Source organism: Cryobacterium sp. TMT3-29-2, assembly GCF_004564305.1.
Classification (GTDB): domain Bacteria; phylum Actinomycetota; class Actinomycetes; order Actinomycetales; family Microbacteriaceae; genus Cryobacterium; species Cryobacterium sinapicolor.
On record NZ_SOGK01000065.1, the window covers coordinates 52,910 to 78,723 of the forward strand.

Annotated in this window: 24 protein-coding genes and 1 tRNA gene; 14 read left to right on the forward strand and 11 right to left on the reverse strand. The window is 68.4% G+C overall.

Features of this window, described 5'->3' with window-relative positions:
- The first annotated feature begins 9 nt into the window (after positions 1 to 9).
- On the forward strand, positions 10 to 954 hold the full coding sequence (locus E3O67_RS07645) for a proteasome assembly chaperone family protein (RefSeq protein WP_198418964.1): 945 nt from the start codon (positions 10 to 12) through the stop codon (positions 952 to 954).
- Here E3O67_RS07645 and mshC read toward each other — a convergent pair.
- From mshC to E3O67_RS07660, 3 genes are read right to left on the reverse strand one after another with little or no spacing between them, the layout of a single operon-like run.
- On the reverse strand, positions 951 to 2,225 hold the full coding sequence (mshC, locus tag E3O67_RS07650; protein ID WP_135102392.1) for a cysteine--1-D-myo-inosityl 2-amino-2-deoxy-alpha-D-glucopyranoside ligase: 1,275 nt from the start codon (positions 2,223 to 2,225) through the stop codon (positions 951 to 953). The two genes, E3O67_RS07645 and mshC, sit on opposite strands and share 4 nt — an antisense overlap.
- Positions 2,226 to 2,238: 13 nt before the next feature.
- Positions 2,239 to 3,093, reverse strand: coding sequence for an undecaprenyl-diphosphate phosphatase (locus tag E3O67_RS07655; protein ID WP_134429807.1), 855 nt, complete (start codon positions 3,091 to 3,093; stop codon positions 2,239 to 2,241).
- A gap of 18 nt (positions 3,094 to 3,111) precedes the next feature.
- A complete protein-coding gene (locus E3O67_RS07660; RefSeq protein WP_134429805.1) occupies positions 3,112 to 4,437 on the reverse strand; it encodes a M20/M25/M40 family metallo-hydrolase in 1,326 nt (441 codons plus the stop codon).
- A 116-nt stretch (positions 4,438 to 4,553) separates the two neighbouring features.
- Between E3O67_RS07660 and E3O67_RS07665 the strand changes: the two genes are divergently transcribed.
- Positions 4,554 to 4,636: transfer RNA gene (locus tag E3O67_RS07665), tRNA-Leu, on the forward strand.
- Between the two features lie 117 nt (positions 4,637 to 4,753).
- On the opposite strand, the gene E3O67_RS07670 is transcribed toward E3O67_RS07665, so the two are convergent.
- The 6 genes from E3O67_RS07670 to E3O67_RS07695 all read right to left on the reverse strand — a co-directional run bounded on the left by E3O67_RS07670 (position 4,754) and on the right by E3O67_RS07695 (position 10,700).
- Positions 4,754 to 5,062 carry a hypothetical protein gene (locus E3O67_RS07670; RefSeq protein WP_134429803.1) on the reverse strand — a complete coding sequence of 103 codons (309 nt, stop codon included), beginning with the start codon at positions 5,060 to 5,062 and terminating at the stop codon, positions 4,754 to 4,756.
- A 182-nt stretch (positions 5,063 to 5,244) separates the two neighbouring features.
- Positions 5,245 to 6,582, reverse strand: coding sequence for a class I SAM-dependent methyltransferase (locus E3O67_RS07675; RefSeq protein WP_134429801.1), 1,338 nt, complete (start codon positions 6,580 to 6,582; stop codon positions 5,245 to 5,247).
- On the reverse strand, positions 6,579 to 7,910 hold the full coding sequence (locus E3O67_RS07680) for an FAD-binding oxidoreductase (RefSeq protein ID WP_241979243.1): 1,332 nt from the start codon (positions 7,908 to 7,910) through the stop codon (positions 6,579 to 6,581). The genes E3O67_RS07675 and E3O67_RS07680 overlap by 4 nt, the downstream gene beginning before the upstream one ends.
- A gap of 125 nt (positions 7,911 to 8,035) precedes the next feature.
- Positions 8,036 to 8,536 (reverse strand): CarD family transcriptional regulator, encoded by a 501-nt coding sequence (locus E3O67_RS07685; RefSeq protein WP_104102105.1) that lies wholly within the window; start codon positions 8,534 to 8,536, stop codon positions 8,036 to 8,038.
- A 116-nt stretch (positions 8,537 to 8,652) separates the two neighbouring features.
- Positions 8,653 to 9,711, reverse strand: coding sequence for an agmatine/peptidylarginine deiminase (locus tag E3O67_RS07690; RefSeq protein ID WP_135102394.1), 1,059 nt, complete (start codon positions 9,709 to 9,711; stop codon positions 8,653 to 8,655).
- Entirely contained in the window at positions 9,708 to 10,700 is a 993-nt protein-coding gene (locus E3O67_RS07695; RefSeq protein ID WP_135102395.1) for a nitrilase-related carbon-nitrogen hydrolase, read from the reverse strand. The genes E3O67_RS07690 and E3O67_RS07695 overlap by 4 nt, the downstream gene beginning before the upstream one ends.
- Before the next feature lie 74 nt (positions 10,701 to 10,774).
- On the opposite strand from E3O67_RS07695, the gene E3O67_RS07700 reads away from it, so the two are divergent.
- The 10 genes from E3O67_RS07700 to E3O67_RS07745 all read left to right on the forward strand — a co-directional run bounded on the left by E3O67_RS07700 (position 10,775) and on the right by E3O67_RS07745 (position 21,149).
- Positions 10,775 to 11,413 carry a TetR/AcrR family transcriptional regulator gene (locus E3O67_RS07700; protein WP_134429791.1) on the forward strand — a complete coding sequence of 213 codons (639 nt, stop codon included), beginning with the start codon at positions 10,775 to 10,777 and terminating at the stop codon, positions 11,411 to 11,413.
- Positions 11,414 to 11,727: 314 nt separating this feature from the next.
- Positions 11,728 to 12,606, forward strand: coding sequence for a xanthine dehydrogenase family protein subunit M (locus E3O67_RS07705; protein ID WP_134429789.1), 879 nt, complete (start codon positions 11,728 to 11,730; stop codon positions 12,604 to 12,606).
- A gap of 4 nt (positions 12,607 to 12,610) precedes the next feature.
- Complete coding sequence (locus tag E3O67_RS07710) at positions 12,611 to 13,126, forward strand: (2Fe-2S)-binding protein (RefSeq protein ID WP_134370161.1); 516 nt, start codon at positions 12,611 to 12,613, stop codon at positions 13,124 to 13,126.
- On the forward strand, positions 13,123 to 15,516 hold the full coding sequence (locus E3O67_RS07715; RefSeq protein WP_135102396.1) for an aerobic carbon-monoxide dehydrogenase large subunit: 2,394 nt from the start codon (positions 13,123 to 13,125) through the stop codon (positions 15,514 to 15,516). The genes E3O67_RS07710 and E3O67_RS07715 overlap by 4 nt, the downstream gene beginning before the upstream one ends.
- A gap of 13 nt (positions 15,517 to 15,529) precedes the next feature.
- The gene (locus tag E3O67_RS07720; protein ID WP_134429785.1) at positions 15,530 to 16,438 is read left to right on the forward strand and encodes an XdhC family protein; all 909 of its coding nucleotides are present in this window, start codon (positions 15,530 to 15,532) and stop codon (positions 16,436 to 16,438) included.
- Entirely contained in the window at positions 16,422 to 17,060 is a 639-nt protein-coding gene (locus E3O67_RS07725; RefSeq protein ID WP_134429783.1) for an NTP transferase domain-containing protein, read from the forward strand. Before E3O67_RS07720 ends, E3O67_RS07725 begins: the two co-directional genes overlap by 17 nt.
- A complete protein-coding gene (locus tag E3O67_RS07730) occupies positions 17,057 to 17,977 on the forward strand; it encodes a MoxR family ATPase (RefSeq protein WP_174776810.1) in 921 nt (306 codons plus the stop codon). Before E3O67_RS07725 ends, E3O67_RS07730 begins: the two co-directional genes overlap by 4 nt.
- Positions 17,970 to 19,247: a VWA domain-containing protein gene (locus E3O67_RS07735; protein ID WP_135102397.1), complete on the forward strand. Its 1,278-nt coding sequence runs from the start codon at positions 17,970 to 17,972 to the stop codon at positions 19,245 to 19,247. The genes E3O67_RS07730 and E3O67_RS07735 overlap by 8 nt, the downstream gene beginning before the upstream one ends.
- Positions 19,247 to 19,972 (forward strand): SRPBCC family protein, encoded by a 726-nt coding sequence (locus E3O67_RS07740; protein ID WP_134429779.1) that lies wholly within the window; start codon positions 19,247 to 19,249, stop codon positions 19,970 to 19,972. The genes E3O67_RS07735 and E3O67_RS07740 overlap by 1 nt, the downstream gene beginning before the upstream one ends.
- Positions 19,973 to 20,006: 34 nt before the next feature.
- Complete coding sequence (locus E3O67_RS07745) at positions 20,007 to 21,149, forward strand: XdhC/CoxI family protein (protein ID WP_135102398.1); 1,143 nt, start codon at positions 20,007 to 20,009, stop codon at positions 21,147 to 21,149.
- Between the two features lie 19 nt (positions 21,150 to 21,168).
- Here E3O67_RS07745 and E3O67_RS07750 read toward each other — a convergent pair whose 3' ends face one another.
- Positions 21,169 to 23,397 (reverse strand): MMPL family transporter, encoded by a 2,229-nt coding sequence (locus E3O67_RS07750; protein ID WP_135102399.1) that lies wholly within the window; start codon positions 23,395 to 23,397, stop codon positions 21,169 to 21,171.
- A gap of 207 nt (positions 23,398 to 23,604) precedes the next feature.
- Positions 23,605 to 23,967 (reverse strand): hypothetical protein, encoded by a 363-nt coding sequence (locus E3O67_RS07755; RefSeq protein ID WP_134429773.1) that lies wholly within the window; start codon positions 23,965 to 23,967, stop codon positions 23,605 to 23,607.
- A gap of 85 nt (positions 23,968 to 24,052) precedes the next feature.
- On the opposite strand from E3O67_RS07755, the gene E3O67_RS07760 reads away from it, so the two are divergent.
- Both E3O67_RS07760 and E3O67_RS07765 read left to right on the forward strand, forming a co-directional pair.
- Entirely contained in the window at positions 24,053 to 24,904 is an 852-nt protein-coding gene (locus E3O67_RS07760) for a DUF4097 family beta strand repeat-containing protein (protein ID WP_135102400.1), read from the forward strand.
- A 34-nt stretch (positions 24,905 to 24,938) separates the two neighbouring features.
- The gene (locus E3O67_RS07765) at positions 24,939 to 25,814 is read left to right on the forward strand and encodes a hypothetical protein (RefSeq protein WP_135102401.1); all 876 of its coding nucleotides are present in this window, start codon (positions 24,939 to 24,941) and stop codon (positions 25,812 to 25,814) included.

Consider the following 25,814-nt stretch of genomic DNA (forward strand, 5'->3'; position numbering starts at 1 on the left):
TTTCAGACAGTGACAGAGGCTAATGGGTTCCTCAACGGGCGCCTCCTGGTGGTGGCGTTCGAGGGCTGGAATGACGCCGGTGAGGCGGCAACCGGCGCCGTGGGCACCCTGAAGGATCTGCTGGATGTCTCCCCGATCGCGGAAATCGACCCCGAGATCTACTTCGATTACCAGTTCAACCGGCCGACCATTTCGGCCGGCGGCGAGGACGGCCGACGCAAGCTCGAGTGGCCGGGCGCCATACTCTACGGCCCGACGACCCCCGCTGGGGCGGGAGTTCCCCTCGCCGTCGACGCGCAGCTGCGGGTCAGCGGCACGAACGCCGGAAACATCTATCTGCTTCTCGGAACGGAACCGTCCCGCAGTTGGAAGGGATTCGCCGCGGAGATCCTCGACGCCGCACTGGCAGCGGACGTCGGCGGGATCGTGTTCCTCGGAGCGATGCTGGCCGATGTCCCCCACACTCGCCCGATCTCCATCTTCGTGTCCAGTGACAACCCGCAGGTGCGCGCCGAACTGCAGATCGAGCGCAGCACCTACGAAGGCCCCGTCGGTATCCTGAGCGTGCTCGCGATCGCCGCGGAAGAGGTCGGCATCCCGACCCTGTCGATCTGGGCATCCGTTCCCCACTACGTGCACAACGCGCCGTCGCCGAAGGCGATGCTCGCCCTGATCGACAAGCTTGAAGAGATCATCGACGTCGTCATCCCGCGCGGCGACCTGGTCACCGAGGCCGAGGACTGGCAGAGCGGCATCGACACGCTGGCCGCCGAGGACGACGAGATGGCAGCCTATATCGGACAGCTCGAACAGGCCCGGGACACGGTCGACTCCCCGGAGGCCAGCGGTGAGGCGATCGCGCAGGAATTCGAGAAATACCTGCGCAAGCGGGGCGATGGGCGGGACGGCCCCGGCGAGGGCCGCCCGGGGCCCGACGGGCCCCGCCCGGCCTAGAGAGCTACGCCGAGCAGCGCGTCGACGGCCAGGGCGACCAACGGCGGGTCGTCGACCCCTGCGTGCGCGGCGGCGTCCACAACCGCCAGTGACGCGGGTGTGTCGAGGTCCGCGGCCAGAGCAGCCCTCAGCTGGGCGACGACCTCGTGGGCTGTCCCGGTGCCGGCCGGGGCGGCTGCACCGAACGCGCCGGTCCAGGCAGCGAGACGGGACTTCGCCGCTCGGAGGTGGGCGTCTGTCCACTCCCAGTCGGTGCGGTAGTGCTGGTCGAGCAGGGCGAGGCGGATGGCTCGCGGGTCGGTTCCCTCGGCGCGCAGTGTGGACACGAGCACGAGGTTGCCGAGCGACTTGCTCATCTTCTCGCCCTGGTAGGCGACCATGCCGGTATGGCTGTAGACGCCGGCCAGCGGATGCCCGGACAGGGCTGCCGCGTGCCCCGCACTCATATCGTGGTGCGGGAAGATCAGGTCGCTGCCGCCGCCCTGCACCGTGAAGTCCGTGCCGAGTTCCTTCAGCGCGATGACCGAACACTCGATGTGCCAGCCTGGGCGGCCGGAACCGACGCGCGACGCCCAGGTCGGCTCTCCCGGGCGGGCCGTGCGCCAGAGCAGCGGGTCGAGCACGTCCCGCTTGCCCGGGCGGTCCGGATCTCCGCCGCGTTCGGAGAACAGGGTGAGCATGGCGTCCGAATTGAGATTGCTCTCGTCGCCGAGCGTCCACGAGCTCGCACGCTGGGCGGCCTCGATGTCGAAATAGATGTCGGACCCGGCAGGATCCGTCGGCTCGGGTGCGCCCTCGGCGGCCGGTTCCACGGGGACCGGGTAGGCGAGGCCAGCATCCCAGAGCTGGGCCACGGCAACCGCGATCTCGTCGATGACCTCGGTGACGGCGACATAGTCGTTCGGCGGGATGATCGCCAGAGCCTCCATGTCGGTACGGAACAGGTCCACCTGCGACTCGGCGAGAGCTTTCCAGTTGACGCCGGTGGCCGCCGCTCGCTCGAGGAGCGGGTCGTCGACATCCGTCACGTTCTGCGCGTAGTGCACGCGGTAACCGGCATCCAGCCAGACCCGCTGCAGAGTGTCGAACGCCAGGTAGGTGGCCGCGTGGCCGAGGTGCGTGGCGTCGTAGGGGGTGATCCCGCACACGTACAGGCGGGCGACGTCGTTGGGCCGGGCCTCGATCAGGGCCGCGGTGGCGGTGTCGTGCAGCCAGGGGGGGCCCGACTGTCCGGGGAGTCGCGGAACTTCGGGTCGTTTCCAGGCACGCATCGTCCTAGCCTAACTAGGCGGAGATGGTGTTTGTCACCAGTAGGACCATCAGCACGAGGCCGAGCGCGATGCGGTAGATCACGAACGGGAGGAAGCTGTGCTTGGAAATGTAGCCCATGAAGAACTTGATCACGAAGAGGGCCACCACGAAGGCGACGACCGTGGCCGCCAGGGTGTCCCACGGCCCGAAGATCTCCGGCGTGCAGTTGGTCGCGCCGTCCAGGCACGGCTTCGCGATCGCCTTGTACATCTGGTAGAACCCACTGCCCAGGACTGCCGGGATCGCCAGCAGGAAGGCATAGCGTGCCGCGGCGGCACGCTCGTAGCCCATGAAGAGGCCGGCGGTGATGGTGCCGCCCGAGCGGGAAACGCCGGGGATCAGCGCGAGCGCCTGAGCGAAGCCGTAGACGACGCCGTGCGGCACGGTGAGGTCGCCCAGCCGGCGGCGCTTGGCCCCGACGTAGTCGGCGATGCCGAGCAGAACGCCGAAGCCGATCAGCACGCTGGCGGTGATCCACAGGTTGCGCAGGGATGACTCGATCTGATCCTGGAAGAGCAGGCCGAGCACCACGATGGGCAGAGACCCGAGAATGATCAGCCAGCCCATTCGCGCATCCGGGTCGGCGCGCGGAACCTTGCCGACAAGGGACTTGGACCACTGGCCGATGATGCGCACGATGTCTCGCCAGAAGAAGATCACCACGGCGACCTCGGTGCCGATCTGGATGATGGCGGTGAAACGGGCTCCCGGGTCGCCGCCGGTACCCAGGAATTCCCCGATGATGCGGATGTGGGCGCTGGAGGAGACCGGGAGGAATTCGGTCAGTCCCTGCACGAGTCCCAAGATGAGTGCGTCGATGAAGTTCACAAAAAGCCCTTTTGCTGATCAGTAGTTCGAGAGCAGGTCGGTCAGGACCCGCCTGCCAAACACTAATGCGTCGAGAGGCACCCGCTCGTCGACCCCGTGGAACATCGCCGGGAAATCAAGGTCGGCGGGGAGCTTGAGCGGGGCGAAGCCGTAGCCTTTGATCCCGAGGGTGCTGAGGGCCTTGTTGTCCGTGCCGGCGGAGAGCAGGTATGGCAGCACGGGGGCGCCCGGATCGTGCCGGCCGAGGGTCTCGACGACGGCGTCGACGAGGGGCCCGCCGAACTCTGTCTCGAGGCCGATGTCGCGGTGCATGATCACGATCTCGATGTCGGGGCCGACCAGCGCGGCCACTTCGGCGAGCACGGCGTCCTCGTCTCCGGGCAGGGTGCGGATGTCGATGAGCGCCTCGGCCCGGTCCGGGATGACGTTGTGCTTGTACCCGGCCTGCAGAACGGTGGGATTGGTCGTGGTGCGCAGGCTCGCCTGGATGAAGCCGGAGGCCGTGCCGGTGGCGAGGGCCAGTTCGTCGGGACCGACACGTTGCGGGTCGACGCCGAGCACCCGGGCCAGCTCCGTCAGCAGCTGCGTGGTGGTGTCGGTCAGTCGGATGGGCCACTCGCGCCGACCGACCTTGGCGACCGCCTCGGCCAGCCGGGTCACGGCGTTGTTGTGGATCAGCCGGGATCCGTGGGCTGCGTCGCCCCGCGCCACCAGCTTGATCCAGATCAGGGCCTTCTCGCCCGTCTGCAGCAGGTAGGCGCGCTGGCCGCCGAGCGTGATCGAATACCCGCCGACCTCGCTGATGGCCTCGGTGGCACCATGGAAGAGCTCCGGGTGGGTGTCGACGAGGTAGTGCGAGCCGAGCACTCCCCCGGCCTCCTCGTCGGCGAAGAACGCCACGACCAGGTCCCGGGCCGGTTCCTGGTGGGAACCGAGGATGTCTTGGAGCGACGCGAGCATCATGGCATCCATGTTCTTCATGTCCACGGCTCCGCGGCCCCACAGCAGTCCGTCCTTGATCACGCCGGCGAACGGGTCCACCGACCAGGCGTCCGGGTCGGCGGGGACGACGTCGAGGTGGCCGTGGACCACGAGCGCGCCGCGGCTGCTGTCGCGACCCGGTACGCGCACGACGACACTCGTGCGCCCCGGTTCGGAATCGAACAGCCGCGGGGCCAGGCCCAGAGCCCGCAGGTTCGCCTCGACGTACTCGGCGGCATCCGTTTCACCGTTCGAACGGCCCTCACCATAATTCGTCGTGTCGAAACGGATGAGATCGCGGGCGATCGTGGCCGTGAGGTCCAGTGCATCGTCGGCCGGGGTGTTGTCAGCAGTGGAAAGCATGCCTGTCACGCTACCGGGCCTCTTCGCCGAACGGTGACGATGGGCGCGGCGGGAGGGCCGCAAAATCCGTGCTAGATTATCTATTCGGCGGCCGGGAACGACTGCTGAAACACCCGGCCCGGGTGGCGGAATGGCAGACGCGCTAGCTTGAGGTGCTAGTGCCCTTATGGGCGTGGGGGTTCAAGTCCCCCCTCGGGCACACAATAACAAAACCGGTTGATCTCCGGATTTCGCACGGTGAATAGGCCACACAATCGGTTTCGATTGTGTGGCCTATTTTATTGCCCAAACTGGAATGAACCACAGGTTGCGCAGCCTATTCCTCGAACTCCACGTTGCCGCGGCAGGCTACGCCCGGGCTGGGCACCAGGTCTTTGAAGCCGTGGCTGACGTACCGCCCGTAACTCTGGACGCGCCCGTCCGTGACGAAGTCGTCGTTGAATTCGGGCGGCTGGTTCTCTTGCGCGTCGGGGAGGTCTCGGCCCGAATAGGCGCAGGCCGAACTGGCTTTCCCTGCACCGGGCACCGGACTGCCGTTGCCACTGGTCTCTCCAGCCTGAACTGAAGTGGCGCCCACGAAGATGAGTCCGATGGCGACAACGCACCCAAGCACTATGCGTTTCATGAGTCTTCCTTTCAACAAGGGACGGCCCGACTGGCATCGGGTGAGCCAGCATCCCGCCCCGCCTCTGAAGAAAGTACTCCTCGGCTCCCATCGGGACAACGGACGTCGAACACACGGAGAGAAACGGCCAAAGTCGTGCCGGAGCACGCGACCTGAACGTGGCCAGACGTAAACACCGTCAACTAGGGCGTCCACCACGGTCGCAGCGGTAGATCGCCGGCATCGCCATCTGCTTCAGGCTTGACCGCCAGGATCTGATGCAGCTGGATCCCTCCCGTCTCGAACGCGAGTCGTGACCCGGCCATGTACAGCCCCCACACCTTTGCGGTGTGCAGCCCCACGTCGGCGACGGCCTCATCCCAGTGCTCGACGAGATTGCCGCACCAGTCGCGCAGGGTCAGCGCGTAGTGCAGGCGCAGATTCTCGTCGTGCACCACCTCCAGGCCGACGTCCTGTGCCGAGCTGATGACGCGGCCCGAGCCGGCAAGCTCCCCGTCGGGGAAGACGTAGCGGTCGATGAACCCGCGCGTGGACGGTTCGGAGCGGTTGTCCGGCCGGGTGATGCAGTGGTTGAGCAGCAATCCGCCGGGGCGCAGCCGGGATTGCAGGAAGCCGAAGTACGACGGATAGTTGCGCACTCCGATGTGCTCAAGCAGCCCGATCGACGACACGGCATCGAAACCTGTCTCTGCGACGTCGCGGTAGTCGCCGTGGCGCACCTGGGCCAGGGCGGTCAGACCCTCCTCGACGATTTCCTGCCGGGCCCACGCGGCCTGCTGTTCCGACAGCGTCACGCCGGTGGCCGCGACTCCGCGGCGGGCTGCGTAGCGCACCATGCCGCCCCAGCCGCATCCGACGTCGAGCAGCCGGTCGCCCGGCCCGAGCCGCAGCTTCTCGAACACCAGCCGGTACTTGTTCTCCTGTGCCTCGTTGAGCGACACCTCGGGGTCCGGGTAGCACGCACAGGTGTAGGTCATCGACGGCCCGAGAACCCATTCGTAGAAGCTGTTCGACACGTCGTAGTGGTGATGGATCGCTTCCGCGTCTCGGATCTTGCTGTGCCGGAGTCCCCCGACGGCGCGGCGCCAGCGCGGCGACCCCTCCTGCGGCGGCGGCGCGATGGGGCGGAGGTGCCGGGCGCCGATGGAGCGGAGGATGCTGGCCGTCACTCGCGGCGAGGGCAGCGTGAAGACCAGTTCGCCGGCGAGAGCCTTCAACAGCTCGTAGGGGTCGCCGGGGTGCACCCCGTGCACTGCAAGGTCGCCGGCGATGTAGGCGCGAGCCAGACCCAGATCGCCGCGGCCCGTGGCCAAATAGGTCGTGCCGCGCGGCGTCTTCAACTCGAGCCCCAGCGGTGCGTCCATCGGACCGGCCGAACTGCCGTCGTAGGCGGTGACTCTGAGCGGGAGGCGTCCGCCGGCAAGGATCTCCAGGATCTGGGCAAGTGTGAGCTTTCCCGGTGTGACCGACCTCCCTGCCGTTTCCGCTTTCTCCGGCGGATGTCCCTTGTACGTGGTCATCGTCGTTGCACCGCCTTCGCGAAGAGGTCGAGGAGTCGTGAATCGGGGTCATACCGCCTCTTCACGGTGCGATAGGTTTCACCGCCATAGAGTTCGTCGAATTCTTCCGAAGAATAGTAGGACTCGGAATACAGCGATTTGTGCCCGTGAAAGTTGCTGACCGTGCGTTCGATCAGACGGTTCGTCTCCCCGTCGGAGGACCCCAGCGGCACCGTGGACCAGAAACCGATGTTGACGTAGGTCTGCTGCGGCGCCATCGGATAGAGCGGCCAGCTATCCCCCTGCAGCCGCAGCGGGCACAGCCAGATCGGCGCGATCGGCACCGTGGCGAGGAACCAGTCCAGGAAATCCGCGCACCCCTCGATCGGCACCTCGACGTCCTGCACGACGCGTTCGCGGGGTGGACGGCCGCGTAGTCGTTCGATGCGATCCCCGATCCGGAATCGCCGCTCGAAGCGCATCAACTTCCAATAGAAGCTGCTGCGCCGAAACGTTTGCGGCCAGAGTCGGCGGATCCACGGACGCTGAGCGCCGAACGCCTCCGAGCACCAGAACCAGTCCGTGTCCCACCGCCACAGGTAGTCGTGGATCGTGAGCCGGTCGTGCGTGATGCCGTCATCGTGCCGAATGGAGCGAAAGTAGATCTGTTGTCCGGTGTAGTCGCTCACCGGGCCGGATGTCGTGGTCTGGGTACCCACAGTCAGGTAGCTCTCGTCGGCACTGAACACCACGCCGTCAAGGTAGTCCACGCGCTCACCGTCCCCTGCGCCGGTCACGGTGAGGCGATCAATCGCCGCGACCAGGTCGGTGAGCGAGTGGAACCGCAGATGCCGAAGCGCGACAAAAGGATGTACCGGTTCCAGTTCAATGCATAGGCGCACCGCATAGCCGAGCGTGCCGTACGAGTTGGGGAAGGCGCGGTAGAGGTCTTCGTGCTCGACGGGCGAGGCGGTGACCACCTCTCCCGCCCCGGTGAGGATGTCCAATTCCAGTACCGACTCGTGCGGCAGACCGTTACGGAAGGACGTCGACTCGATGCCGAGGCCGGTGACCGCGCCGCCCAGGGTGATCGTTTTCAGTTGCGGCACCACCAGCGGTGTCAAACCGTGGGGCAGCGTCGCGGCCACCAGATCTTCGTAGGTGCACATGCCGCCCACGTCCGCGGTGCGCGCTGTCGGATCGACGGCGATCACACGAGTCAGACCCGACACGTCCAGGCCAACGGCGTGCGCCTGCGCCCGGGAGCGGAACAAATTAGAAGTGCGCTTGGCGAGCCGCACGGAGGCCGACGGCGGCACCGCCCGATAGCTGTCGAGGAGGCGCTCCACGCCGGCCGCGTGCGCGGTGCGGAGATCGATCGAGGGAGGGGACACGCCAACAAACTAGTACTCGGTCACCACGACCGCACTGGCCGGCGGCGACGCATCCGATCCCCGCGGACAACCGTGCAGGGCTACACCGCTTCGGTGAGGGCTCCGGAGAGGACTTCGTCCAAGGCCAGGACGGTGTCCTCCGGTGATGTTCCCAGCGCCAGTGCCAGCTCGGACTCCAACAGCTGACGTGACTTGGCGAGCATCCGCTTCTCACCGGCGGACACGCCGCCGTCCTGTTCACGGCGCCACAGGTCCCGGACGACTTCGGCGACGCGGGTCACGCTGTCACTCGCCATTTTTTCCTGGTTGGCCTTGAACCGGCGGCTCCAGTTCGTGGCTTCCTCGGTGAACGGCTCACGCAGAACCTTGTAGACCTCTTCCAGCCCCGCGGCATCGATGACGTCACGCACTCCGACGAGACCCGCATTCGCGATGGGAAGCTGGATGGTGAGCTGCGACGAATGCACGCGCAGCGTCATCGCCGGCTGCGCGACGCCCTTCAGGGTTATGGTGGAGAGCTCGGTAAGGGTGACCGCACCGTGGTGCGGGTAGACGAGGGTTTCCCCAACAATGAACTTCAAACTCACTCGATTCAGATCGTGCTGCATGCGGCGTCCCGATGGCGCCGACTAGCCGAATTCCCGATGGCCAACCTGTCAATCGTGCCACAGTCCCCTGAATGTTCACCTTGCGGCCATCATCGTGGTGCGGCGTGCTGTGGCGTGGTGTGCAATCCGGCCGACGGCTGCTGCTGGGTGATGCAGTGGATGCCCCCGCCTCGCTCGAACAATGGCCGCGCCTCGACCGACACGACCGTTCGGCCTGGGTACGCCCTGGCCAGAATTTCCCGCGCGGCCTGGTCGGCCCGCTCCTCGCCGAAACCGCAGGCGATCACGCCGCCGTTGACGACGAGGTGGTTGACGTAGTTGTAGTCCACGAAGCCATCCTTGTCCGTCAGCGCGGCCGGGGCCGGCAGGTCGACGATGGTTACGGCACGGCCCGTGGCATCCGTCGCCTCGGCGAGCACGGCGCGGAGCTGCCGGGTCACGGCATAGTCGGGGTGGGCCGGGTCGTTCTGGGTGTGCATCAACACGGTTCCCGGTGAGGGGAGGACGGCCACCATGTCGACATGGCCGCGGGTGCCGTAGCGCTGCTGGTCGCGGGTCAGGCCGCGGGGCAGCCAGAGAACGCGGGTGGCGCCGAGGGTGCGGGCGAATTCGGCCTCGACCCTGGCCTGGTCGACGTAGGGGTTTCGACCCGGATCCAACTGAACGGTGTGGGTGGCCAGCACAGTCCCCCTGCCGTCCACGTGGATTCCGCCGCCCTCGTTCACCAGAACCGAGGAGATCCCCGTCGCGCCGGAGGCGGCGGTGACGATCCTGCCGATCTCCGCGTCCCTGCCCCAGCGCGCCCAGTCCTGGGCACCCCAGCCGTTGAACGTCCAGTCCACCGCCCCCAACTGCCCGTCGTCGCCCAGAACGAAGGTCGGGCCGATATCGCGCATCCAGGCGTCGTCGAGCGGCGCCTCGATGACCTCGATTTCCGCGGACAGGTACCGACGAGCCATCCCCATCTCGGCCGGGTCGACGACCATGGTGACGGGTTCGAAATCGAGGGCCGCGTGAGCGACCGCAGCCCAGGTGCGGCGCGCTTCGTCAGCGGAATCCGCGTCCGTGCCCAGGGTGTAGCCGGCCACCGGGAACGCCATCCACACCCGATCCTGCGGCGCGGACTCCGCCGGCATCAACCAGGTCACGACTCCCCCGCCGTCACGGTCGAGCCGAACGGTTGAGTCGGGTCGACCGGCGCGGTCAGGCCCGCGTAGCTGTCCGGACGCCGGGTGGCGAGGAAGGGGAACAACGTGAGCCACTCCTGCCGCTGCGCCAGGTCGAGGTCGGCGACCAGCACCGCGGACTCGTCACGGGGCGCCTGTACGAGCACACGACCATAGGGGTCTGAGATGAAGGAGGAGCCGTAGAAGGTCAGATCACCCTCGTCGCCGTGACGGTTGGGTACCACCATGAACAGGCCGCTGGTGATGCCGTTGGCCACGATCACCTGCCGCCACAGGGGCTCGGTGTCGAAGGTCGGAAAGCCGGGCTCCGAGCCGATCGCCGTGGGATAGACCAGCAGCTGGGCGCCGCCGAGGCCGTACAGTCGCGACACCTCGGGGAACCATTCGTCCCAGCAGGTGGGCAGCCCGATCCGGGCACCGCCCAGTTCCGCCGGGGCGTACACGGGGTACGCGTCCTCGGCCGGGCCCGACCGGAACCAGGTGTCTTCGTAGTAGCCCTCGGTCACCGGGATGTGAATTTTGCGGGTTCGCCCGAGCAGTCGCCCGGTCGGCGACACCATGACGGCCGTGTTGTAACCGCGCGGGTCCTCCGGGGCGTCGTCGGCGTGCGGCCGCTCATAGAGGGAGGCGTGCACGACGACGCCGTGCTTGCGGGCCTGCTCGGCCGCGAAGGTGAAGGTCGGTCCGGTGAGCAGGTCCTCGGCCGTCTCCTTCGGCGCACCCTGGGCGCGCTCGTTGGCCGGGTATTTCCGCAGGGTCAGCTCGGGCAGGAAGACGACGCGGGCACCCTGGTCGGCGGCCAGGCGGATGCCGTCGGCCAGCTCCGCGCGCAGAGCTTCCTGATCGGCGTGCCAGCGGTGCTGCACTAGGCCGACCCGGATCAGCGGCCCGGCCTCGCCCGCCGTGCGGGTCAGTGGTTCGGCGATGCCGGGGGCGTGGATCACAAGCATGAGGAGGCCTTCCCGCGAATTAATTGATCAAGTGATCAATAACAGATGATTAAAGATATATAGACTCAGGTTCCATGTCAACCGATCCGAGCGCATCCCGGCGCAAGGCACCGATCGAACGGGCCGCGGAAATCGCCCGCAGGTCCCAGGAGATCGCCCTCGACGAGGGTCTGTCCGCCCTGACGCTGCGCGCGGTTGCTTCCCGCGTCGGGGTGACCCCTGCCCTGGTCAGTCACTACCAGCCGAGCATGGACGCGCTGGTGGCGCAAACGTTCGGGGCGATCGTCGCGGCCGAGATCAGCGAGGTGGCCGAGGAATTGGCACCCTGCGAGACATCTGTGGCGGCCCTGAAGACCCTGATCGACTCGCTGCTCGGACCCGAGCGCAGCGCGGTCACCGCCGTCTGGCTCGATGCCTGGAGCCTCGGCCGACGCCACCCTGCACTCGCGGTGGAGGTAGGCGCGCAGATGGACGCCTGGCAGGCGTTCCTCGCCGAGTTACTGAAAACGGGGTGCGTACGCGGCGAATTCCGGGCGATCGACCCGGATGCGGTCGCCTGGCAACTTCTGGCGATCATCGACGGGCTGAACGCGCACGCCGTCGTGCGCTATGGTCATGCGCAGCGGCTGCGCGGTCTCGTGCGCACTGTCGCCGAACACGAGTTGGGCCTGCCCCCGGGTGCCCTCGACTCCGGGGACAACCCAGAACCCTGATCCGAACGGCGCCGGCCCCGGCACCGGATGCCGGCCCTGTAGGCTGACACACAGACTTCCGGTCACAGTTCTGCTGCGACCGGACGAGCACTGGTTGAGACAGTGCAAGAGGCTCTGGCGATTCGTCGCCGGGGCCTTTCTCGTTTCCGGGCCGTCTTCCGAGCCTGGTGGGTATGACGAGCCGGGCGATCGTCTCCGCGGTGGCCCGGAGCCGCACCGATTCGCGTTGACAACCTGAGGGCCCCGGAGCACTATGTGTCACAATTCCGTGCCCCGTCGCTGCCGCCGGGCACCTTTTCGAGGTGGAGGCCCCTGTGCAGATTCCAGCTTCCTTCGACTATGTGCGCGCCAGCACCGTCGACGATGCGATCAGTCTTCTCGAGCGCCACGGGCCGGAGTCCCGGGTCGTAGCGGGCGGGCACAGCCTTCTGCCGATGATGAAGCTCCGGCTGGCCAGACCCGAATGGCTGATCGACATCAACGAGCTCTTCGAACTGGACTTCGTGCTCCGGGACGCCAATACGCTGCGGGTCGGTGCGATGACGCGCCACGCCACGCTGCTGGAGTCTCCCGAGATTGCCCGGCTGTTTCCGATCGTCGCCGATGCGGAGCGGGTGATCGCCGATCCCACGGTGCGGAACCGCGGAACCATCGGCGGGTCCCTGTGCCAGGCCGACCCCGCCGAAGATCTTTCCACGGTCTGCAAGGTTCTGCGGGCGGAGGCGGTCATCCGCGGGCCCGGCGGCGAGCGCGTGCTCAGCATGCACGACTTTCACAAGGGGCCCTATGAGACCGCCGTGGCTCACAACGAACTCCTCGTCGAGGTGCGCTTCCCGATCCGCCCCCACTCGGGCAGCGCCTACGAGAAGGTCGAACGTCGCGTCGGTGACTGGGCCGTTGTCGCGGCGGGAGCAGCGGTGTCCCTGGCCTCTGACGGCACGATCGACGACGTCACCATCGGTCTGACCGCCGTTGGCATCGAAGGGACGGTGACCGAGGCCGAGACCCTGCTGCGCGGCCACCGGCCGGGGGAAGAACTGTTCGTAGCGGCCGGGCGGCTCGCCGCGTTGGCGAGCGACCCGGTCGCCGACCAGCGGGGTCCAGTCGACTACAAGCGGCACCTTGCCGACGAACTCACCCGGCGGGTGCTGCGGCGCGCTGCCGCCCGCGCCGGCGAAGCTCAGGAAGGCTAAGTCCATGCAGATCAGCATGACCATCAACGGCACTGACATCACCGAGGAGATCGAACCCCGGGTGTTGCTCGTTCACTTCATCCGCGACCAGCTGCGGCTGACCGGGACGCACTGGGGGTGTGACACCTCGAACTGCGGAACCTGCGTCGTGCTGATGGACGGCCGGCCGGTCAAATCCTGCACGGTGCTCGCGGCGATGGCCGACGGCCATTCCATCACCACGGTCGAGGGTCTCGCCACCGGGGCCACGCTCGATCCCGTGCAGCAGGGGTTCATGGAGGAACACGGCCTGCAGTGCGGGTTCTGCACGCCGGGGATGATGCTCACCGCCCGGGCACTGCTGGACCACAACCCGCACCCGGACGACGGGGAGATCCGCGAGGCGATCTCCGGCCAGATGTGTCGGTGCACCGGCTACGCGACCATCGTGCGCTCGGTGCAGTGGGCGGCGGCCCACCCCGCGGGGCAGGACCGAATGGACGAGATGGAAGAGAACGCAGGAGAAGAGGTGACGGCATGACCATCATCGAGGAGCGGGCGGCGAATCCGGCAGCCGGAGACGAGAACCGCCCGATCGGTTACGGCCGCATCCAGCGCAAGGAAGACCCCCGCTTCGTGCGGGGCAAGGGGCACTACGTCGATGACATCGTGCTGCCCGGGATGCTGCACGGCGCCATCCTGCGCTCCCCCGTGGCGCACGCCCGCCTGGTGTCGATCGACACCAGCGCCGCGCTCGCCCACCCGGGCGTGGTGGCCGTGATCACCGGCCAGGACCTGCTCGGCCTCAAGCTTGCCTGGGCTCCGACCCTGTCCGCCGACGTGCAGGCGGTGCTCGCCACCGACAAGGTGCGATTCCAGGGGCAGGAGGTCGCCTTCGTGATCGCCGAGGATCGGTACGCAGCGCGCGACGCACTCGAGCTGATCGAGGTCGACTACGACGTGCTGCCGCCGGTCATCGACGTGCGCACGGCCCTCGACCCCGGCGCCCCCGTCATCCGCGATGACCTTGAGGGCCGCACCGACAACCACATCTTCGACTGGGAGGCCGGCAACTCGGCCGAGACCGACGCGGTCTTCGCCTCCGCGGACGTCGTCGTGTCCCAAGAGGTGGTCTACCCCCGCGTGCACCCGGCACCGATGGAGACCTGCGGGGCCGTCGCCGACTTCGAACCGATCGAAGGCGCGCTGACCCTGTACGAGACGAGTCAGGCGCCACACGCGCACCGAACCCTGTTCGCGATCGTGTCGGGCATCCCCGAGCACAAGATCCGCATCGTCTCCCCCGATATCGGCGGTGGCTTCGGCAACAAGGTCGGGATCTACCCCGGCTATATCCTCGCCGTCGTCGGGTCGATCGTGACCGGACGGCCGGTGAAGTGGATGGAGGACCGGTCCGAGAACCTGATGAGCACCTCCTTCGCCCGCGACTACATCATGCAGGGCGAGATCGCCGCCACGAAGGACGGCAAGATTCTCGCCGTGCGGTCGACCGTGCTCGCGGACCACGGCGCCTTCAACGCCACCGCCCAGCCAACGAAGTACCCGGCCGGTTTCTTCCACATCTTCACCGGCAGCTACGATCTTCAGGCCGCGCACTGCAAGGTGACCGGCGTGTACACGAACAAGGCGCCGGGCGGCGTCGCCTATGCCTGTTCCTTCAGGGTCACCGAGGCGGTCTACCTGGTCGAACGGCTCGTGGACATGCTCGCACACAAGCTGGAGATGGACCCCGCGAAACTGCGGTTGATGAACCTGATCAAGCCCGAGCAGTTCCCGTACAAGAACAAGACCGGGTGGGAGTACGACTCGGGCAACTACGAGCAGGCGCTGCGCAAGTCGATGGAGATGGCCGGCTACGACGACCTGCGGCGCGAACAGCAGGAGAAGCGCGCTCGCGGCGAGCTGATGGGGATCGGAATCTCCTTCTTCACCGAGACCGTGGGCGCCGGGCCGCGCAAGCATATGGACATCGTCGGCCTGGGCATGGCGGATGGAGCCGAGCTGCGCATCCATCCCACCGGAAAGGCCGTCGTTCGCATCTCGGTGCAGAGCCAGGGGCAGGGCCATGAGACGACCTTCGCCCAGATCGTAGCCGAGGAGATCGGCATCCCCCCGGAAGACATCGACGTCGTGCACGGGGACACTGACCAGACCCCGTTCGGTCTAGGCACCTACGGCAGCCGGTCGACCCCCGTCAGTGGCGCAGCCGTGGCTCTGGTCGCACGAAAGGTGCGGGAGAAGGCCAAGTTCATCGCGGCCGCGATGCTGGAGGCCCGGCCCGAAGACCTCGAATGGGAGAAGGGCCGCTGGTTCGTCAAGGGCGACCCAAGCGTCGGCAAGACCATGGCGGAGATCGCGATGGGCGCGCATGGCACGGTCACCCTGCCGGAAGGGATCGACGGCAACCTCGATGCCGAGGTCACCTACGATCCGCCGAACCTGACCTTCCCCTTCGGCGCCTACATCTGCGTGGTGGACGTCGACCCCGGTACCGGTCACGTCACGGTGCGCCGGTTCATCGCCGTCGACGACTGCGGCACCCGGATCAACCCGATGATCATCGAGGGGCAGGTGCACGGCGGCCTCACCGACGGGGTCGGCATGGCCCTGATGCAGTTCATCGAGTTCGACAAGGAGGGCAACAACCTCGGCGGCACCTTCATGGACTACCTCATCCCCACGGCTCTGGAGGTGCCGGACTGGGAGACCGGGTTCACCGTGACCCCGTCGCCGCCCCACCCGATCGGAGCGAAAGGCATCGGCGAGTCCGCCACCGTCGGGTCGCCACCGGCCATCGTCAACGCGGTGGTCGACGCCCTCGCGCCCTTCGGCATCACGCACATGGATATGCCGTGCACCCCCGCCCGGGTCTGGGAGGCCATGCAGGGCCGGCCACGCCCGCCGATCTGATCCGCGGGTCGCCATGACGGAAATGAGAGACGCCCTCGCGGAGAGGGCTCGGGCACTGGCAGTAAACCGGGAGCCGTTCGTGCGCGCCACCGTGGTGCGCGCCCAGCATCCCACGAGCGCCCGGGCCGGGGACACCGGCCTGCTGCTGGCCGACGGCACGCTCGAGGGATTCGTCGGCGGCGCCTGTGTGGAAGCGTCGGTGCGGGAATACGGTCTGAAGAGTCTGGCCGCCCACGAGCCCCTCCTGCTGCGCGTTGTGGCGGGCGAACCATCCCAGGTGCGCGAGGAGGGAGCCGTGCAGGTGTCGAACCCGTGCCTCAGCGGCGGCGCCGTCGAGATCTTCCTCGAGCCGTCCGTGCCCGCGCCACGGGTGCTGGTCATCGGAACGACGCCGGTGGCACAGGCCCTCGTGGCCCTGGGGCGCCCGCTGGGTCTGGAGATGCACCGCACGGTGGGAGCCGATGCGTTGCCTCGGACAGACGACGCGGCGTTGATCGTGGCGTCGCACGGGCGTGACGAGGAGCCCGTCCTCGAGGCCGCCCTGAACGCCGAGGTGCCCTACATCGCCCTGGTCGCCAGCCAGGCCCGGGGCGCCGCCGTGCTGGCCTCCCTCAACGTCACGGAGGAACAGCGGGCGCTCGTACACAGCCCGGCCGGGCTGCAGCTCGGTGCCCGCTCCCCCGCCGAGATCGCGCTGTCCATCCTGGCCCAGCTCGTCGCCGAGCGGGCCAAGTGGCCGGCGGCACAGGCACCTTCCCCGGACACGGTTCCCGTCGTCGTCGACCCGGTGTGCGGCATGTCCGTCACCCTCGGGGATTCGACGCCGCGGGCACCGCACGACGGGGAAACCGTCTACTTCTGTTCCGAGTCCTGCCGCCGCAGCTTCCTCGCCGATCCGGTGCGGTATGTCGTCGCCACATGAACCACGCATTGCCGGGCTGATCCTGGCCGCCGGGGAGTCACGTCGGTTGGGCCGACCCAAACAGCTCCTCCCCTACGGCGACGGGGTGCTCCTGGATGCGGTTCTCGCAATCGCACGGGCAAGCGGCTTCGACCAGATCCTGCTGGCCCTGGGCGGAGCGGAGCACGCCGTCCGGCAGAGCGTGGACACCGACGGCTGCGACGTCGTCATCAATCCCGCGTCCGGTGCCGGTTGCTCCTCATCGATCGCGGCCGCCATCCAGGCACTTCACCCGGACACCGACGTGCTGGTGCTTCTGCTGGGCGACCAGCCCGGTGTGCGCCCGGAGACCGTGCAACGCCTGCTGGAGGGCCGGGGCGATTCTCACCTCGCCGTGTGCCGCTACGTCGACGGCGTGGGACATCCGTTCGCCTTCGACCGATCGGTGCACCCGGACCTGGCCGCGCTCCACGGTGACAAGGCGGTCTGGGCGCTCCTGGAGCAGCGTGCCGCCGAGGTGTGCGAAGTCGTCGTGGCGGGACCGATCCCCCTGGACATCGACACCGAGGCGGACTATCAGCGGGCGCTCGCCGAATCGGGGCAGGCACGGTCGGGACCGGCGCAGTCAGGACAGAAACAATGACCGGTGCCGCTCGCACGGGAGCCGAGGACGACGTTCGCCGGATGATCCCCGACGTGCCTGCCCTGCTGGACGCCCTGGACGCGGTCGACTATCTGGGCGACGAGGGCCTCGCCACCGCGATGTTCCTGGCGGTGCGCCTGCCGCAGCCTATCCTGCTGGAGGGTGAGCCCGGCGTCGGCAAGACTGAGGCCGCCAAGGCGCTGGCCCGGGTGCTGGATACGCCCCTGTTCCGGCTGCAATGTTACGAGGGCATCGACGCGGGCGAGGCGCTCTACGAGTGGAACTACCCGCGCCAGCTGCTGGGCATCAGGCTGGCCGAGGCCCGCCAGGCCAACCTAGCCGAGACGGAACTGTTCGGCCCGGAGTATCTGCTGCGCCGCCCACTCCTGCAGGCCATCGAGCACCGCGGGCCCCGGCCGGCGGTGCTCCTCCTCGACGAGATCGACCGGGCCGATGCCGAATTTGAGGCCTTCACCTTTGAGCTGCTGGCCGAGGCGGCCGTGACGATCCCCGAGCTGGGCACGGTGCGGGCCACGCATCCGCCGATCGTGATCCTGACCTCCAACCGCACCCGTGACCTGCACGATGCCCTGACCCGGCGGTGCCTGTACCACTGGATCGACTATCCGACGCCGCAGCGGATCGCCGAGATCGTGCGCCGCCGGGTGCCGGACAGCGCCGCACCGATCGCCCTGCAGGCGGCGTCGGCCATCACCCGGCTGCGCTCCCTGGACCTGGCGAAGCCACCGGGGATCGCCGAGGCCATCGACTGGGTCTCGGCCCTGAGCGTGCTCGGCGTCGGCCAGCTCGACGCCGAAGGCGTGGATCAGACCTGGGGATCGATTCTGAAGAACCGCGACGACCTCGATCTGGCGCTCGGCCGCGGGGCCGCGTGGCTGGTGGGCGACCATGGCTGACCTGGCTTCGCCGGGCCTCGTCGACCGGTCCGGGGCCGGCCGGACCAGCGTCGAAGCGGCCGCACTGGCGGTCGGGTTCAGCGCGGCGCTGCGCCGCGCGGGCGTCCCGAGTTCCCCGGACCGTGCCGCCCGGCTGGCGGAGGCCCTCCGGTTGGTTCCGCCGCATGCGCGCGACCCGCTGTACTGGACGTGCCGGGTGGTCCTGGTCTCGTCCCGGGAGCAGGTGCCCGTATTCGACGCGGTCTTCGACGCCGTGTTCGCCGGCACCCTCGACCCGGCGGATTTCCGCGGCGACCAGAACGCGCCGCCGTCGATCGGCGCCGAACCCCGCACCCGGCCGACCGCGTCGGACAACCGGCCGGCGGTCGCTGCGGAACCGGTGCTGCTGCCCCAGCCGCCGGCCCTGACCCCGGGCGGGGACGGCTCGATTGACCCGGATGCGCCGGAGCGGGACACGATCCTGGTGACGGCGGCCGCCGAGGAGCGCCTGCACCAGAAATCCTTTGCAGATCTGGCCCCGGACGAGGTCGCCCGGATGCGTCAGCTCGTGCGCCGGATCGCCCTCGCCACGCCGGAACGCGTCAGCCGCCGCACCAGGAAGACCATCTGGAGCGCCCCGAGACTGGACCTGCGCCGAACGGCACGGGCGGCGCAGCACACCGGTGGGGAGCCGGTGCGCCTGGTCTACCGGCGCCGGCGCACGCGATTGCGCCGCCTGATTCTGCTGTGTGACGTATCCGGATCGATGGAGCCGTATACGAGGGTGTTCCTGTCGCTCCTGCAGGGCGCAGTCGCCGCGGCCGAGGCGGAGGCGGAGGCCTTCATCTTCTCGACCGGATTGACACGGCTGACTCGTCAGCTCGCGGTGCGCGACCCGGACCAGGCTCTGGCCCGGGCGGCCGCCAGCACCCAGGACTGGGCGGGCGGCACGCGGCTGGCGGAGAGCATCCGTCATTTCACGGATACCTGGGGTCGGCGCGGCCTCGCCCGCGGGGCGGTCATCGTGATCATCTCGGACGGGTGGGCCCTGGACGACCCGGATTCGGTGCGTACCCAGATGGCCCGCCTGCGTCGCCTGGCCTACCGCATCGTCTGGGTCAACCCGAGGAAGGTCGCCCTCGACTACCAGCCGGTGGTGGGCGGCATGGCGGCCGCGTTGCCGTTTGTGGACGCATTCGTCAGCGGCCACAGTTATGCGGCCCTGGCTGAAGTGGCGGCGGCGATTCGCGCCGACCGTTCGGACACACACGAGAATACGAGGACCCGATAATGGACATCAACAGCACGTTCTCCGTCGCCGCACCGATCGACGAGGTGTGGAAGACTCTGATGGACTTCGAACGTGTCGCCGGCTGCGTGCCGGGGGCACAGGTGCTGAACAAGCTTTCGGACGACGCCTATCAGGTCGGAATGAAAGTGAAACTGGGTCCGGTGACCATGCAATACAGAGGCCAGATGACCGTTCTCGAGCGGGATGGCGACGCGCATCGCGCCGTGTTCGAGGGGCGCGCTCAGGAGACCCGCGGTCAGGGCACGGCGCAGGGAACGGCCACCCTCACCCTCGTCGAGGCGGAGGGTCGAACCCTGGGCACGGTCAGTGCCGACGTGGGCCTCTCCGGCAAGGTAGCCGCGATGGGGCGCAGCATCATCGGCAGCGTCACGGACCAGATGATGTCCCTCTTCGCCGAGAACCTGCAGGCTATGGTCGCGGGTCCGGCTCCGGACCAGGCGGAGCCCGCAGCCGGGCAGGTCGCCGGAGCGGGCACCGACACGACGGAATCGGCGGCCGCCGCACCACCGGCACCGCCGATCACGACGACTCCCGCACCGCGCCCGCCCCAAGCGGCCGCCGCCGCCGAGACCAGCCTGAACGCGTTCGAACTGGCTAAGGGCATCGTCCTGGACCAGCTCAGCAGCCTGCCGAAGCTTCTCTGCGTGATCGCCGCGGTTGCGTTCGTCGCCTATCGCCTCGGCCGCCGCGCCGGCGGCCGGTAGGCCCGGATGAGCGTAACCGGAAGGGTCAGTCCCCGTGCGTGAGGTCCTGAATCCGTTACTGACGGGATGGCAGTCCGGCGGCGTCGCCGGACTAGCCACCGTCGTGCGCACCTTCCAGTCCGCCCCCAGACCGGCGGGAGCGTCGATGCTGGTGACCGCGGACGGCGCCGTGGTCGGATCGGTCTCCGGCGGCTGCGTCGAGGGTGCCGTCTACGACCTCGCGACCGAGGTCATCGAGGGCGGGCGGCCGGTGCTCGTGCGCTACGGCATCAGTGACGACGACGCCTTCTCCGTGGGTCTGACCTGCGGCGGAATCCTCGACGTCTTCGTCGAGCCCGTCAGCCGGGTGAGCTTCCCGGAGCTGGCCGCCGTGGAGCAGGACATCGCCGATTCGGTTCCGGTGGGGGTCGCGACCGTGATCGAGCACCCCGATCCCAGCCGGCTGGGCCGGCACCTGGTCATCCGGCCGCACGGCTCCACCGGCGACCTGGGCTCGGACCGCGCCAACCGGGCGGTCAGCGACGACGCCCGCGGGCTGCTCGCCGCCGGGCGCAACAGCACCCTCACCTACGGTCCCGACGGCGAGCGACGCGGTGCGGGCATGCAGGTCTTCGTTAACAGCTATGCCCCGCGCCCACGGATGCTGGTGTTCGGCGCCATCGATTTCGCCGCCGCTCTGGCCCGGCTGGCTTCCTTCCTCGGCTATCGCGTCACCGTGTGTGACGCCCGGGAGGTCTTCGCCACTTCGGCCCGCTTCCCGGACGCCGACGAAGTCGTCGTCGGCTGGCCGCACCGCTACCTGACCGAGCAGGTCGAGGCCGGGCTCGTGGACGAGCGCAGTGTCGTCTGCGTGCTCACCCACGACCCGAAATTCGACGTGCCGCTCCTCGAGGTGGCCCTGACCCATGGCCCGTTCGCCTACATCGGAGCGATGGGCTCGCGGCGCACCCACGAGGACCGGCTGGCCCGGCTTCGCGAGGCCGGTCTGGGCGAGACGGACCTGGCGAGGCTGCACAGCCCGATCGGGCTGGACCTCGGCTCCCGCACTCCGGAGGAGACGGCCGTGTCCATCGCCGCGGAGATCATCGCCCGGCAGTGGGGCGGCAGCGGCGAGCCGCTGGGCAGCCTGGCCGACCGGGTCCATCACGACGACGTGGACGAACCGGCCCCGGTGTAGCCGCAGCCGACTCCCGCGACTACTCCCGCATCCCGAAGCGAGCGTGGATCGGATGCATCCACCGGGGCGCCCACCACAGTCCCTTCTCGAGTGCGGTCATCACGGCGGGCACCACGATGGTGCGCACGAGGGTCGCATCCAGAAGCACGGCCACGGCCAGGGCGACTCCGATCTGTTTCATCTGCAGCAGGTTGCCGGTGGCGAACCCGGCGAAGACGATCACGATGATCAGGGCCGCGGAGGAGATGATCCGGCCCGAGCTCTGCAGACCCGTCACGATCGCCAAGCGCGTGCTCTCCCCGGCGTCGTGGTAATCCTTGATCCGGGCGAGGAGGAACATCTCGTAGTCCATGGCCAGACCGAAGCCGAAGGTGAGCACGAGGGTCAGGACCAGAGGGTCCACGCCGGCGATCGTGTCGGCGTCGAAGTCGAGCAGCCCGGCGAGATTTCCCTCCTGGAATCCCCAGACCAGGATGCCCACGGAGGCGCCGAGCGAGATGACGCTGATCACGAGGGCGGTGAGCGGGACCACCACGGAACCGGTCATCAGGAAGAGCAGCAGGAACGTGGCGCCGGCGATGATCAGGGCAGCCCAGGGGGCGCTGACGACCAGGGAGTCGACGTAGTCGACCGACGCGGCATCCGTGCCACCGACCCAGTTTTCGAAGTCGGGCCGGTCGTCCCGGATCTCCCGCACGACGGCCGGACCTTCGTTCTGCTCGACGCCGACCCGCGACACCCAGTAGCCGTTGACTTCCACCGGCGGTGTTGTGCCCGTGACGTTCGGCAGCGTCGCCACCGCCGAGGCCCAGGCCGCGGCGGATCCCTCGTCGGTGTCCGAGACGAGTTGCACGAGCGGGGCGGTGGCGAGGGGGAAGTAGTGGTTCAGCGCCGCGACGAACCCGTACTGGGTCGAGGCCTTCGGGATGGCGTCGGCGCCGCCGCTGGCCACGGTGATGTTCAGGGCGGGGCTCCCGAGCAGGAGGAGCAGGGCGATGCCGCCCAGCGACACGAGCACGGGCGCCCGTTGCACCCGGCGGGTCAGCCGGGAGAAGACGCCTTCCCGGGGGGCGACGTCGCCGAAGCGGGTCAGGAGGGGGCCGAGACCGGGGACGCGGGTCAGCAGGCCCGGCTTCACGAGTCGTTCGCCGAAATACCCGAGCAGCGCCGGCACGAGCACGAGCGCCGTCAGGATCGCGATCAGCACCACGGAGACTGCGCCGATGGCGATGGCCCGGATGATCGTCGGTTCGAAGACCAGCAGGCCCACCGTGGCTATGGCGAAGGTCAGGCCGGAGTAGAGCACCGTGCGGCCGGCCGTGTCGACCGTCACGCCCACGGCCTGAAGCATACGCTCGTGCCGTTCCGAGCGGGTCTCACTATCGCCGGCCCGTTCCATGAGGGCCCGGAATTCCTCCCGGAACCGGCTGACGATCAGCAGCCCGTAGTCGATGGAGAGTCCCAGCCCGATCACGGTGATGACGTTGAGCACCGTGGTGTCGATCTCCATCAGGTAGCTGAAGACGTAGAGGGCCCCGAGAGCCCCGGCGATCGACGCCAGCGCCCCGATCAGGGGAATGCCGGCCGCCAGGAAACCGCCGAAGATGATCAGCATCACCAGCAGGGCGATGGGTAACGCGATCAGTTCGCCCTTCCGCAGGTCGGCCTCGGCGACCGCCACCAGGGATTCCACCAGCAGCGGGGTTCCGCCGACCTCCACGGTGGCTCCCGGCTCGATCTGCCGCACGTCGTCGGCCGCCACGGCCAGCCGGTCCTCCACCTCCCCCAGCAGCTCACCGCTGAGATCACCGTCGGGTGCCTCCATCTGGACGTTCAGCAGCAGTCCGGTGCCGTCTGGTGCCAGGAGGGGCACCGCAGCCGGGTTCGGCGCGCCGTCCGGGAGCGGCGGGACGGCGAGCGGATCAGCGACGCCGGACACCCCGTCGATCTCGGTCAGGTCGGTCGTGGCCGCAGTGAGGATTGCGGCCAGATCCGGCGCGGACAGGTCGACCCCGTGGACGAGCAGGGACAGGGACACCGTGTCTTCGCCGTCGTTGCCCTGCAGCAGGTCGGCGGCCTGGCTCGCGTCACCCTCGACGGTGGGACCGGCACTGGAGAGCCGCTGGAACAGGCTCTCACCGGTTATCCCGAACAGTGCGGTCGCCACGCACGCGGCGATCGTGCACGCCCAGACCAGCAGGGAGGTGAACCGGTGACGGGCGATGAAAACACCCAGGGTGCGCAGCATGGTCAGAAGTCCTCCGGTCTCAGGCGGCTACCGCCAAATTACCCCGGCTGAGCGGGCTGACCGACACCAACCGGGTGCACGGGGACGCACCAGGCGAGGTGTACTCTCCCCTCACGAATTCGACGGAGATTTTGCGCCAGACACCGCATTTCGGCTCAAAAACGGGTGTTTGAGCCAAATTCTCCGTCGAATTGGTTCCAGCCCGGCCTAGGGTGCCTCGTCGACGACTCCGATGAAGGCGTTGCCGATACCGTCGACCTCGGAGCGGCTGAGTCCGACCGCAGCATCCGGCAATTCCTCGGAGCCGTGGTAGTCGCAGGTCAAGTAGGTGAAGGCGGGCCACCACTTCTTGGGCCGAGCGGCCTCGGTGAAGCCGCAGACGTCGCAGCGGAGTTCCACCCAGACCGGCTTCTTGCCGGTGCGGTTGGCCCGGGACTGCACGAGCCATGGCGGCGGGTTGCGCTCGATCTCGACCAGTTCGGCCTCCGACATCCGGGAGGGCAGTTCGTGGCGCTGCGCCATCTCGATCGGGATATCAAGGCGCAGGGCCGCCATTCGTCGCGTAATCATCGTGTTCAAGAATAGGCGTTCCGTGGCCGGGTATCCTCGTCGGCAGCGGCACGCCCCTCGCCGCTCGACCGTTTGGAGGCCCGCGATGACCGAGACGCCGCTCCCGCCGCACGCACAACCACTCGCGCAGCCGCCCACCCGGCCGCCGTCCGGCACGCCGATGTCCTCGGGCAGCCGAACCGCGCTGATCGTGACGCTGTCCGTGGTCGCCGTGGCGATCGTGGTCGGTGTGGTCGTGATCGGGACAGTCCTGCGCGGGGGAAGCCTCGGCGGGACCTACGCGGATACCCAGATTGTCGACGCCGGCCCGCGGGTTCTTGCCACGGTGCCCAACGCATCCGTCGACCTGCGGCCCAGCCCGGACGATCGGGTGTACGTCGAGGCTCGCGGCACCTATGTCGGCGCGGCACCGTCGCTGCGGGTCACCACCGAGGCCGGCGTCACCAGCATCTCCGGCGGCTGCCCCGGTCGGTGGTTCGGTTTCTGCTCGGTCGAGCTGACAGTGCGCCTCCCCACAGCGTTGCCGCTGAACGTCGTCGCCCGGAACGGACGTCTCACCGCGACCGGCCTGACCGGGGCCCTGACCCTGGAAACGACGAATGGAGCCATCACGACCGACGGCAGCCGGGGCGACCTCGAACTTCGAACGACCAACGGGGCGATCGACGTGCGCGACTCCGGCTCCCGACGGGTGGCCGCCACGACCACCAATGGCGGGGTCGCGCTCGACTTCCTCGACCCGCCTTCCACGGTTCAGGCCCGGAGCACCAACGGCGCGATCACGGTGCGGCTGCCGGCGGACGGGGTGACGTACCGGGTGGACGCCCGCACGACCAACGGCGAGATCGACAGCAGATCGGTCCCGAGCGACCCGTCCTCCCGGCGATCCGTCACCGCGGCGACCACCAACGGGAAGGTGACGGTCGGAGTCCGCTGACCGGTCAGAGTGTGCGCCCGTGAAACACTGGGGTATGCGCGAAACACCCTCTCCCCTTGGCCTGCTGCTCGACGTGGACGGGCCGATCGCCAGTCCGGTGACCCGAACCATTGCCACGCCCAGCATCATCACGGACCTGATCAGCCTGGCCGGAGCCAACGTTCCGATCGCGTTCATCACCGGGCGCTCGTCGACCTTCATCCGCGAGCAGGTCGTCGCGCCCCTTCGCGCGGCCGGCCTGCCCGAGTCGATGCGGATGTACGGGGTCTGCGAGAAGGGGGCCGTCTGGTTCCCGATCACGGCCGCGGGGATGGGCGAGATCGTCGTCGACGACAGCGTGGCCCTGCCGGCCGTCGCCGTCGACCGGCTCCGCAACCTCGTGGTCGACCGGTTCGACGACACGATGTTCTTCGACGAGACCAAGCAGGCCATGGTCTCGGTCGAGCAGCGCACGGATGCCGACCACGGCCGCTACCAGGGCGCCGCGGCGGTGTTCAACGAGGCCGCATTCTCGGTGATGGTGGAACTCGGCCTGGGAATCCGTTTCGGTGATCGAGTGGTGCCGGACCAGGCCGGCACTGTGGGATTCCGGATCGACCCGACGATCATCTCGACCGACATCGAGTCGGTCACCCTGGACAAGGACCGCGGCGCGGAGCGGGCGCTGGCCTTCTTCTCCGAATCGGGGGGCCTCCCCCGTGTCTGGCGATCGGTCGGGGACTCGCGCAGTGACTACCTGATGGCCGACCACCTGCATGCAGCCGGCTACGACGTCTCGCATGTGGACGTGCGACCCTCCGACGGCATTCTCGAGCGCCCCTACCCCGTGATCGTGGAGGGTTCCCTGATCCACGACGCGGCCGGAGCGGAATTCCTGGGGTATTGGGTCGACAAGCTGGGCCTGCGCTGA

Coding starts and splice junctions, on each gene's coding strand:
- E3O67_RS07760 (WP_135102400.1), top strand. CDS start 24,053: ATGACCGAGACGCCGCTCCCGCCGCACGCACAACCACTCGCGCAGCCG.
- E3O67_RS07725 (WP_134429783.1), top strand. CDS start 16,422: ATGTCGTCGCCACATGAACCACGCATTGCCGGGCTGATCCTGGCCGCC.
- E3O67_RS07755 (WP_134429773.1), bottom strand. CDS start 23,967: ATGATTACGCGACGAATGGCGGCCCTGCGCCTTGATATCCCGATCGAG.
- E3O67_RS07660 (WP_134429805.1), bottom strand. CDS start 4,437: ATGCTTTCCACTGCTGACAACACCCCGGCCGACGATGCACTGGACCTC.
- E3O67_RS07675 (WP_134429801.1), bottom strand. CDS start 6,582: ATGACCACGTACAAGGGACATCCGCCGGAGAAAGCGGAAACGGCAGGG.
- E3O67_RS07765 (WP_135102401.1), top strand. CDS start 24,939: ATGCGCGAAACACCCTCTCCCCTTGGCCTGCTGCTCGACGTGGACGGG.
- E3O67_RS07715 (WP_135102396.1), top strand. CDS start 13,123: ATGACCATCATCGAGGAGCGGGCGGCGAATCCGGCAGCCGGAGACGAG.
- E3O67_RS07735 (WP_135102397.1), top strand. CDS start 17,970: ATGGCTGACCTGGCTTCGCCGGGCCTCGTCGACCGGTCCGGGGCCGGC.
- E3O67_RS07730 (WP_174776810.1), top strand. CDS start 17,057: ATGACCGGTGCCGCTCGCACGGGAGCCGAGGACGACGTTCGCCGGATG.
- mshC (WP_135102392.1), bottom strand. CDS start 2,225: ATGCGTGCCTGGAAACGACCCGAAGTTCCGCGACTCCCCGGACAGTCG.
- E3O67_RS07710 (WP_134370161.1), top strand. CDS start 12,611: ATGCAGATCAGCATGACCATCAACGGCACTGACATCACCGAGGAGATC.
- E3O67_RS07740 (WP_134429779.1), top strand. CDS start 19,247: ATGGACATCAACAGCACGTTCTCCGTCGCCGCACCGATCGACGAGGTG.
- E3O67_RS07670 (WP_134429803.1), bottom strand. CDS start 5,062: ATGAAACGCATAGTGCTTGGGTGCGTTGTCGCCATCGGACTCATCTTC.
- E3O67_RS07720 (WP_134429785.1), top strand. CDS start 15,530: ATGACGGAAATGAGAGACGCCCTCGCGGAGAGGGCTCGGGCACTGGCA.
- E3O67_RS07695 (WP_135102395.1), bottom strand. CDS start 10,700: ATGCTTGTGATCCACGCCCCCGGCATCGCCGAACCACTGACCCGCACG.
- E3O67_RS07700 (WP_134429791.1), top strand. CDS start 10,775: ATGTCAACCGATCCGAGCGCATCCCGGCGCAAGGCACCGATCGAACGG.
- E3O67_RS07750 (WP_135102399.1), bottom strand. CDS start 23,397: ATGCTGCGCACCCTGGGTGTTTTCATCGCCCGTCACCGGTTCACCTCC.